The 7,992-nt window shown below is 65.1% G+C and carries 6 protein-coding genes and 1 pseudogene; 1 reads left to right on the forward strand and 6 read right to left on the reverse strand.

Annotation, left to right across the window (positions count from 1 at the left end; genetic code table 11):
* Positions 1-9: 9 nt before the first annotated feature.
* Entirely contained in the window at positions 10-1,590 is a 1,581-nt protein-coding gene (locus XpopCFBP1817_RS09760) for an aldehyde dehydrogenase (NADP(+)) (RefSeq protein WP_128416984.1), read from the reverse strand.
* Positions 1,590-2,507, reverse strand: coding sequence for a 5-dehydro-4-deoxyglucarate dehydratase (gene kdgD / locus XpopCFBP1817_RS09765; protein WP_128416985.1), 918 nt, complete (start codon positions 2,505-2,507; stop codon positions 1,590-1,592). Before kdgD ends, XpopCFBP1817_RS09760 begins: the two co-directional genes overlap by 1 nt.
* Before the next feature lie 297 nt (positions 2,508-2,804).
* On the opposite strand from kdgD, the gene XpopCFBP1817_RS09770 reads away from it, so the two are divergent.
* Entirely contained in the window at positions 2,805-3,674 is an 870-nt protein-coding gene (locus XpopCFBP1817_RS09770) for a LysR family transcriptional regulator (RefSeq protein WP_128416986.1), read from the forward strand.
* 441 nt (positions 3,675-4,115) lie between these two features.
* Here the strand turns inward: XpopCFBP1817_RS09770 and XpopCFBP1817_RS09775 are convergent, their stop codons facing one another.
* The 4 genes and pseudogenes from XpopCFBP1817_RS09775 to XpopCFBP1817_RS22150 all read right to left on the reverse strand — a co-directional run.
* Positions 4,116-6,287: a RelA/SpoT family protein gene (locus tag XpopCFBP1817_RS09775; protein ID WP_128416987.1), complete on the reverse strand. Its 2,172-nt coding sequence runs from the start codon at positions 6,285-6,287 to the stop codon at positions 4,116-4,118.
* Between the two features lie 127 nt (positions 6,288-6,414).
* Positions 6,415-6,714 carry a DNA-directed RNA polymerase subunit omega gene (rpoZ, locus tag XpopCFBP1817_RS09780; RefSeq protein ID WP_055824459.1) on the reverse strand — a complete coding sequence of 100 codons (300 nt, stop codon included), beginning with the start codon at positions 6,712-6,714 and terminating at the stop codon, positions 6,415-6,417.
* Between the two features lie 94 nt (positions 6,715-6,808).
* Entirely contained in the window at positions 6,809-7,453 is a 645-nt protein-coding gene (gene gmk / locus XpopCFBP1817_RS09785) for a guanylate kinase (RefSeq protein WP_128416988.1), read from the reverse strand.
* Positions 7,454-7,704: 251 nt separating this feature from the next.
* Positions 7,705-7,992 (reverse strand): annotated as a pseudogene (locus XpopCFBP1817_RS22150) (hypothetical protein); the annotation flags it as partial.

Genomic DNA, 7,992 nt, shown 5'->3' on the forward strand with positions numbered 1-7,992 from the left:
GCGAGTCGGTCAGTCGTGGCCCAATGCGCCGTCCACGCGCCGCCACAGGCCCAGCGGATTGCCGTGCGCCACAGCCGCCGGCAACAGCGCCGCCGGCAGGTCCTGGTAGCAGACCGGCCGCAGGAAGCGATCAATCGCCAGCGTGCCCACCGAGGTGCTGCGGCTGTCGGAAGTGGCCGGGAACGGTCCGCCATGCACCATGGCGTGGCAGACCTCCACGCCGGTGGGCCAGTCGTTGACCAAAATGCGGCCGGACTTGCGCTCCAGCACCGGCAGCAGTGCGGCCGCCAGCTCGGTATCGCCGTCGTCCATGTGCAAGGTGGCGGTAAGCTGGCCTTCCAGCTGTTCGCTCAATACGCGCAACTGGGCGATGTCCTTGCAGCGCACCAGCAGCGACGAGGCGCCGAACACCTCGGCCTGCAGTGCTTCGTCGGCCAGGAAGGCATCGGCCTCGGTACCGAACAACGCCGCCGGACAACGCCCCGTGTCTGCCGCCGCGCCACGCGCCAGCGTGGCCACCTGCGGATGCGCGCCCAACCGTTGCACGCATTGCGCATACGCATGGCCGATGCCTGGGGTGAGCATCGGCGCTGGCGACACGTCCTGCAGCGCTTGCGTTGCGGAAGCGATGAAGGCATCCAGCGCCGGCGAATCGATCGCCAGCAGCAGGCCGGGGTTGGTGCAGAACTGCCCCGCGCCCAGGGTGAGCGAGCCGACGAAGGCCTTGCCCAGGGCAGGCGCGCGCGCCTGCACCGCCTGCGGCAACAGGTACACCGGGTTGATCGCGCTCATCTCCGCATACACCGGAATCGGTTCGCGACGTGCGGCAGCGATCTGCACCAGTGCCATGCCACCGGCACGCGAGCCGGTGAAGCCCACTGCATTGATGCGCGCATCGGCCACCAGCTGCGCGCCAATCTCGATCCCGGCGTCGAACAGCAGCGAGAACACGCCTTCGGGCAAGCCGCACTGCGCCACCGCGGCCTGGATCGCGCGGCCCACCAGTTCGGAGGTGCCTGGATGCGCGCCATGCGCCTTGACCACCACCGGGCAGCCGGCCGCCAGGGCGGAGGCGGTATCGCCGCCGGCCACCGAAAACGCCAGCGGGAAGTTGCTGGCGCCAAATACCGCCACCGGCCCCAGCGCGATATGGCGCTGGCGCAGATCCGCACGCGGCAGCGGCGTGCGCTGCGGCATGGCGGGGTCGATGCGGGCCTGCAGCCAGCTACCTTCGCGCACCACGTTGGCAAACAGCCGCAGCTGCCCCACGGTGCGCCCGCGCTCGCCCTCCAGCCGCGCACGCGGCAGGCCGCTTTCGCGCATGGCGCGTTCGATCAGCGCATCGCCCAGCCCCAGAATCTGCTCGGCGATGGTTTCCAGAAACAGTGCGCGCGCCTCTAGCGCCGTCTCGCGGTAGGTATCGAATGCCGCATGCGCCAGCGCGCAGGCCTGTTCCAGATCCTGTGCGGTGGCCGAGGCGAACACCGGCTGCAGCGCCTCGCCGCTGGCCGCATCCAGCCCCTGAAAGACCGCGCCGGCGCCGGAGACGCTGCCCTGGCCGATCAACGATTCACCCTGGATGGCATGCATCAGCGGCGTCCTCCGATCAGCTGCTTGAGGTGCGCAAACTCGGCCTCGGTCAGGTCGGCCAATGGCGTGCGCACCGGCCCGGCCGGGCGGCCCACTGCGCGCATGCCGGCCTTGACGATGGACACCGCATAGCCAGCGCGCCGGTTGCGCAACAGCGCGTACGGCAGCACGAAGTCGTTGAGCTCGCGATAGATGGTGGTGTAGTCGCGGGCGCGCACTGCGGCGTAGAACGCCAGCGCCCATTCGGGGAGGAAGTTGAAGATGGCCGACGAATAGGTGGTGACGCCCATTTCCAGATACGGCAGCGCGAAGGTTTCGGCGGTGGGCAGGCCGCCCACGTATAGCAGCCGGTCGCCCAGCCGAGCGTAGATGCGGGTCATGCGATCCACGTCGCCGATGCCGTCCTTGTAGCCCACCAGGTTGGGGCAGCGTTCGGCCACACGCGCCAGCGTCACATCGTCGAGCCTGGCGTTGGCGCGGCCGTAGACGATCACGCCCAGCGAGGTCGCCTTGCAGACGCGTTCGACATGGTCGGCCACACCCTCGGCATCGCACTCGGTCAGGTACGGCGGAAACAGCAAGATGCCGTCGGCGTCGTTGCGTTCGGCCGCCTGCGCCATCTCGATCGCGATTGCGGTGCCGTAGCCGGCCGGCGCGATCACCGGCATGCGCCCGGCGGTCTGGGTCACCGCGGCACGCACGGCGCGGTTGACCTCGTCCAGGGTCAGCGAAAACAGCTCGCCGGTCCCGCCTGCGGCGAACAGGCCGGCCGCCGGGTGCGAGGACAGCCAGTCCAGGTTGGCGCGATAGGCCGGCTCGTCGAACGCCAGTTCGGCATCGAAATGGGTGACCGGAAACGACAGCAACCCGGCGCCAAGCGCCTGGGTCATTTCGGACGGGGTATATCTGCTGCTCATCAGACGAATGCTCCTAGGCGGGGGATGGGCTGATCCTAGGAACGCAGATCGTTGCTGGTCCAAACCAAATTACGTATTGTTTGATACGTGAATTGAATCAATCGCGGCATGGATGGCACGAAAACGGTGCAAATAGCTGCTTTGCAACGATTTTCTGTAGCCGTCGTAATTATGGATGCTCGCGCTCGTTGCAGCTGCCTGCGGGGCGTTTGCCGTCTTCATCCCTGTCCTGCGCGTAGGGATGTTGCACGTGCAGCATCGAATTCATTCAAATCCCCCACCCAAGGGACTGCTGCCATGTTCGATCTGCCCCAGTTGCGCTGCTTCGTTGCGGTTGCCGACGAACTGCACTTCCGTCGCGCGGCCGAGCGCCTGAACATGACCCAGCCGCCATTGAGCCGGCAGATCCAGCTGCTGGAGCACAGCGTCGGTACCGCATTGCTGGAGCGCAACAGCCGGCATGTGCGGCTGACCCAGGCCGGGCGCAGCCTGCTGGCCGAAGCGCGCGCGATCCTGCGTATGGCCGAGAACGCCGGCCTGCGCGCACGCCGGATCGGCACCGGCGATGCCGGCAGCGTATCGGTGGGCTTCACCGCTGGCGCCAGCTACCGCTTCCTGCCCGACGCCATCGCGCGCTGGCGCAGCGAGGCGCCGGATGTGGACCTGCAGCTCAAGGAAATGGTCAGCCTGGCGCAGCTGGATGCGCTGGACGCGGGGCGGCTGGACATAGGCCTGCTGCGCCCGCCGATCCAGCGCTCCAGCCTGCACAGCCGCTGCGTGGCGCGCGAGCCGTTGATCGCCGCGCTGCCGGAGGACTCATCGCTGGCGCAGCGGAGCAGTCTGCGCTTGCAGGACTTCGATGGGCAGCCGCTGGTCAACTACGCCCCGGACGAGGCGCGCTACTTCTACGACCTGCTGGCGCAGCTGTTCGGCAGCCGCAGCATCGCGCCGCGCTCGGTGCAATACGTCAGCCAGATCCACTCGGTGCTGGCGCTGGTGCGCGGCGGCATGGGCATGGCGCTGGTGCCCGAAGGCGCCAGCGGCCTGCGCTACGCCGGCATCGTGTACCTGCCGCTGCGCGATGAGGCGCCGGCCACGCCGGTGGAATTGCATCTGGTATGGAAGCAGGACAACGACAATCCGGCGCTGCGCCGATTGATTGTCTGAGCACGGCGGCCGAACGAGGACGCGCGGCAACGCATGAGCCATGCCCGGTGCAAGATGCAGCTGGCACTGCCCTGGCTGCTGCCTCGGTGCCGGTCTTCGCGACTGCGCGCCGAGCTGGTGGCGCAGCACCCACCATCTCGCAGGTGCAAGTCAGCTTGATTTGGGCAGGCACCAGGCAGGCGCTGTCCCTGCCACGGCGAGCACTCGGCACTCAAGCATCACTGCAGCAACGGCTGCTGCAATATAAAGAGGGTTGCGAGTCATGCCGGGGCATTGCCTGCAGCGCAGCCGACCACGCCGGCATCGCACCGCCTGGCAAGCGTTTCCGGTCTGCAACGCGCTGCGCCTGGGCAAGCGATGCACCTTCGGGCCGATGCGCGTCACGTGCATATTCAGCCCCAGGATTCGGCTACGGCTGCTCGCACAACACGACGATTGCGGCTACTGGCGCCCCACGCTCTGCACCACATGCAGCCGCCGCAACCGGCGCATCACTTCGGCCAGATGGCGGCGGTCGCGGACCTGGATGTTGAAGCGCAGCACCGCCGCATTGAAATCGCGGTCCAGGTAATCCACACGTTCGATATTGGACTGGCTTTGCGCAATCGCCGCGGCCAGCTGGGCCAGCACGCCGGTGCGATTCTCAACCTCGACTACCAATGCGGTGTCGTAATCGCCGGTGACGCCGGAATCCCAATCGATCGGTACCCAACGCTCGGGCGATTTGCGCAGTTCGGCCAAGTTCGTGCAATCCAGCCGGTGCACCACGATGCCCTTGCCGGCGGTGTGATAGCCCATGATTTCGTCGCCGGGAATCGGCTGACAACAGTTGGCGAAGCTGATCACGCCACGCTCGCTGCCGTCGATCAGGATCTTTTCGTGCGAATGCTTGGAGTGCCCGCCGCCGCGCAGTTCGGCGTAGGCCATCAGCGCCTGTGCGGCCTGGTTGGGCATCCAGTTGCCCAGCGCCACGTCGGCCAGCAAGGCTTCCAGGCGCGGATAACGGCGCTCGCTGAGGAAGGCGTCAAGGCGCCCCTTGGGCAGACGTTCCAGCGAGCTGTCCATCGCTTCCAGCGCGCGGTCGAGCATGCGGTGGCCAAGCTGCACGGCATCTTCGTGTTCGAGTTGCTTGAGCTGGTGGCGGATCGCGGTACGCGCCTTGCTGCTGACCACGAACTCCAGCCATTGCGGCTTGGGCGTGGCCGAGCGTGCAGTGATGATTTCCACCGCCTGCCCGCTGACCAGCTTGGTGCGCAGCGGCACCAGCTTCTTGTCCACCCGCGAGGCGACCGCGCGATTGCCCACATCCGTATGCACCGCGTAGGCAAAATCCAGCGCGGTGGAATTGCGCGGCAACGCCAGGATCTTGCCCTTGGGCGTGAACAGATAGACCTCGTCCGGAAACAGGTCGACTTTGACGTTGTCCAGAAATTCCAGCGACGAACCTGCGGCGCGCTGCGAATCGATCAACTCCACGATCCAGTCGTGCGCACGGCTCTGCGCGCTGTTGGGCGCTGTGGAACCGACCTTGTAGGTCCAGTGCGCAGCCACACCGCGCTCGGCGATCAAATCCATTTCTTCGGTGCGGATCTGAACTTCGATCGGCGAGCCGTACGGGCCGAACAACACGGTGTGCAGCGACTGGTATCCGTTGGCCTTCGGGATCGCGATGAAGTCGCGAAAGCGCCCGTCCAGCGGCTTGAAGGTGGCATGCACCGCGCCGAGTGCCTGGTAGCAATCGGCAACCGACCGCACCACCAGGCGGAACCCGAACACATCCATCACCTGGTCGAAGGATTTGTTCTCTTCGTGCATCTTGGAATAGATGCTCCAGGGCGTCTTGATGCGGCTGACCAGCCGATGCTCCAGCCCTTCCTTGGCCAGCCGCTGCGACAACTGCACTTCCACCTGCGCCATCGATTCGCGCCGCACCACCGGCTGGCTGCGGATGTGTTTTTCGATAATGGCGTGACGCCACGGATACAGCGCGCGAAAGCCGAGATTCTGCAACTCGGACTTGATCAGACTCATGCCCAGGCGCTGGGCGATGGGCGCGTAGATTTCCAGCGTTTCGCGCGCGATGCGGCTGCGCGCTTCGCTGCTCTGCGCGCCGAGCGTGCGCATGTTGTGCAGGCGGTCGGCCAGCTTGATCATGATCACGCGCAAGTCGCGCGACATCGCCAGCAACATCTTGCGGAAACTTTCCGCCGCCGCTTCCTGGCGGTCGCGGAACTTGAGCTTGTCCAGCTTGGTGACGCCATCGACCAGCTCGGCCACCGCTTCACCGAACTCGCAGGCCAGTTCTTCGCGGGTCAGCGGGGTGTCTTCGATGGTGTCGTGCAGGATCGCGGCGATCAGCGATTCCATGTCCAACCCAAGCTCGGCGAGCACGCAGGCCACTGCGACCGGATGGGTGATGTAAGGCTCGCCCGACTTGCGGGTCTGGCCGGCATGCGCGGTGGCGCCCACTTCCCAGGCGCGGCGCAAGATCGACAGCTGCTCCTTGGGAAGGTAGCTGGCAGCGCGCTCGAGGTGCAGGACGTAATCGGGGATGGCCGGGTCGGAAGACGTGGACGTCACGACGGTCGCCTGGGCGGTGGGGCCTGGGTTCATTGGGGAAGACTATGCCAGCAACGCAGTCACGGCAAACGTTTGCACGTTGCGCATGCGAAAGCCGGTCTCAAACGAAAACAGCCCGCGCAAGGCGGGCTGTTTTTCTCGATCGCAATGGAACCAGCAATCAATCGTCGTTCTTGGACATGTCTTCGTCGGCGACGACTTCGGCAGCGGCCCATTCCAGCGCTTCGCGCTCGGCACGCTCGCGCTCGGACTTCTCGACTTCGTCGATCAGCGCGTTGTCGATCCGGCGAGCGGCGATTTCGCGCAGCGCCATCACGGTGGGCTTGTCGCTGGCATCGGCATTTTCAATCAGCGGCTGCACGCCGTTGGCGAGCTGACGGGCACGCTTGGACGCCATCATGACCAGCTCAAAACGGTTGTTCACGACTTCCAGGCAATCTTCTACGGTAATGCGGGCCATGCGGGCTCCCGGCGACCAGCAACGGCCGCGCATCGAATGACGGAAAGGGGGCAGAGTGTACGCCCGCGCCGCCGCTACAGCAACCAGCGTCTATTCAGTTTCCTTTGGAATCAGGGATTTGAGCCGATCCGTCCAGCAGCGCCTGGATCAGCTGCGCATGCCGCTGCTGCTGCGCCTGCCGCCGCAGCCGGCTGGCGGTGAAGATGGCGCACATCTCCGACACCGCCGTCTCAAAGGTCTCGTTGATGATGACGTAATCGAACTCTTCGAAGTGCAGCATCTCTTCGCGTGCGGCGGCCAGGCGCTGGGCCATTACGTCCTCGCTGTCCTGACCGCGCTTGCGCATGCGCTGGTCCAGCGCCTGGCGCGATGGCGGCAGGATGAACACGCTCACTGCGTCGGGCACTTTCTGGCGCACCTGGCGCGCGCCCTGCCAGTCGATTTCCAGCAGCACATCGTGGCCGGCGGCCAGCTGCGGCTCTACCGACTGCCGCGCGGTGCCCTTCCAGTCGCCATGCACCAGCGCATATTCGAAGAAATCGCCCGCTTCGATCATGCCCTGGAACTCGTCGGCAGACACAAAATGGTAGTGCTCAGCATGCCGCTCGCCAGGCCGCGGCGCGCGCGAGGTGAACGAGATCGACAAGGCGATCTTGGGATCACGCGCCAGGGTGGCGTTGACGATGCTGCTCTTGCCGGCGCCGGAGGGGGCCGCAACGATATAGAGGGTGCCGCGCATAAGGGTAGGATAGGCACTCAATAATTAAGGAAGGATACAACTCGTTCGCAGCCTGGCACCGGGCACGCATCATACTGTGTTGTTTCAGAGGTCACGCTCTCCCAGGAGCTTGAAATTCACTTATTCACTGATTTTCAGTGGGTCAATCAGCAACATGCGAGACAGTTCGGCAAACACCGCTGTGATGCCACCTAGAACCAATAATCTTTGTCGCAACGGAGCTCATCGATCACAGACGTGTTGCAGCAGATTCATACCTCGGCTGAGGTCGGGTAGCCCAGCCGATTCCATGCGATGCCATGCTTATGCCAGTGTGCATCGATATCCTGCGTGAAATCTGGCCGGGCTAATTTTGCCCGCGCTTCGCTCCATTCGGCCGACTCGCGCCGTACTACTACACCCTCTAAGGAAGGTCTGAACAACTCGCAAGACCCAAAAATATCAGCACCGAGAGCGCCATAACGCGCAAATTGGGTATGTAAGACGAGATTTTGCGCGTATCTGGCGGCGTCAGCTGCCGCCGGACAGCATGATGCTTT

Origin of the sequence: Xanthomonas populi (assembly GCF_002940065.1) — a bacterium.
GTDB lineage: Bacteria > Pseudomonadota > Gammaproteobacteria > Xanthomonadales > Xanthomonadaceae > Xanthomonas > Xanthomonas populi.

Coding starts and splice junctions, on each gene's coding strand:
- XpopCFBP1817_RS09760 (WP_128416984.1), bottom strand. CDS start 1,590: ATGCATGCCATCCAGGGTGAATCGTTGATCGGCCAGGGCAGCGTCTCC.
- kdgD (WP_128416985.1), bottom strand. CDS start 2,507: ATGAGCAGCAGATATACCCCGTCCGAAATGACCCAGGCGCTTGGCGCC.
- XpopCFBP1817_RS09770 (WP_128416986.1), top strand. CDS start 2,805: ATGTTCGATCTGCCCCAGTTGCGCTGCTTCGTTGCGGTTGCCGACGAA.
- XpopCFBP1817_RS09775 (WP_128416987.1), bottom strand. CDS start 6,287: ATGAACCCAGGCCCCACCGCCCAGGCGACCGTCGTGACGTCCACGTCT.
- rpoZ (WP_055824459.1), bottom strand. CDS start 6,714: ATGGCCCGCATTACCGTAGAAGATTGCCTGGAAGTCGTGAACAACCGT.
- gmk (WP_128416988.1), bottom strand. CDS start 7,453: ATGCGCGGCACCCTCTATATCGTTGCGGCCCCCTCCGGCGCCGGCAAG.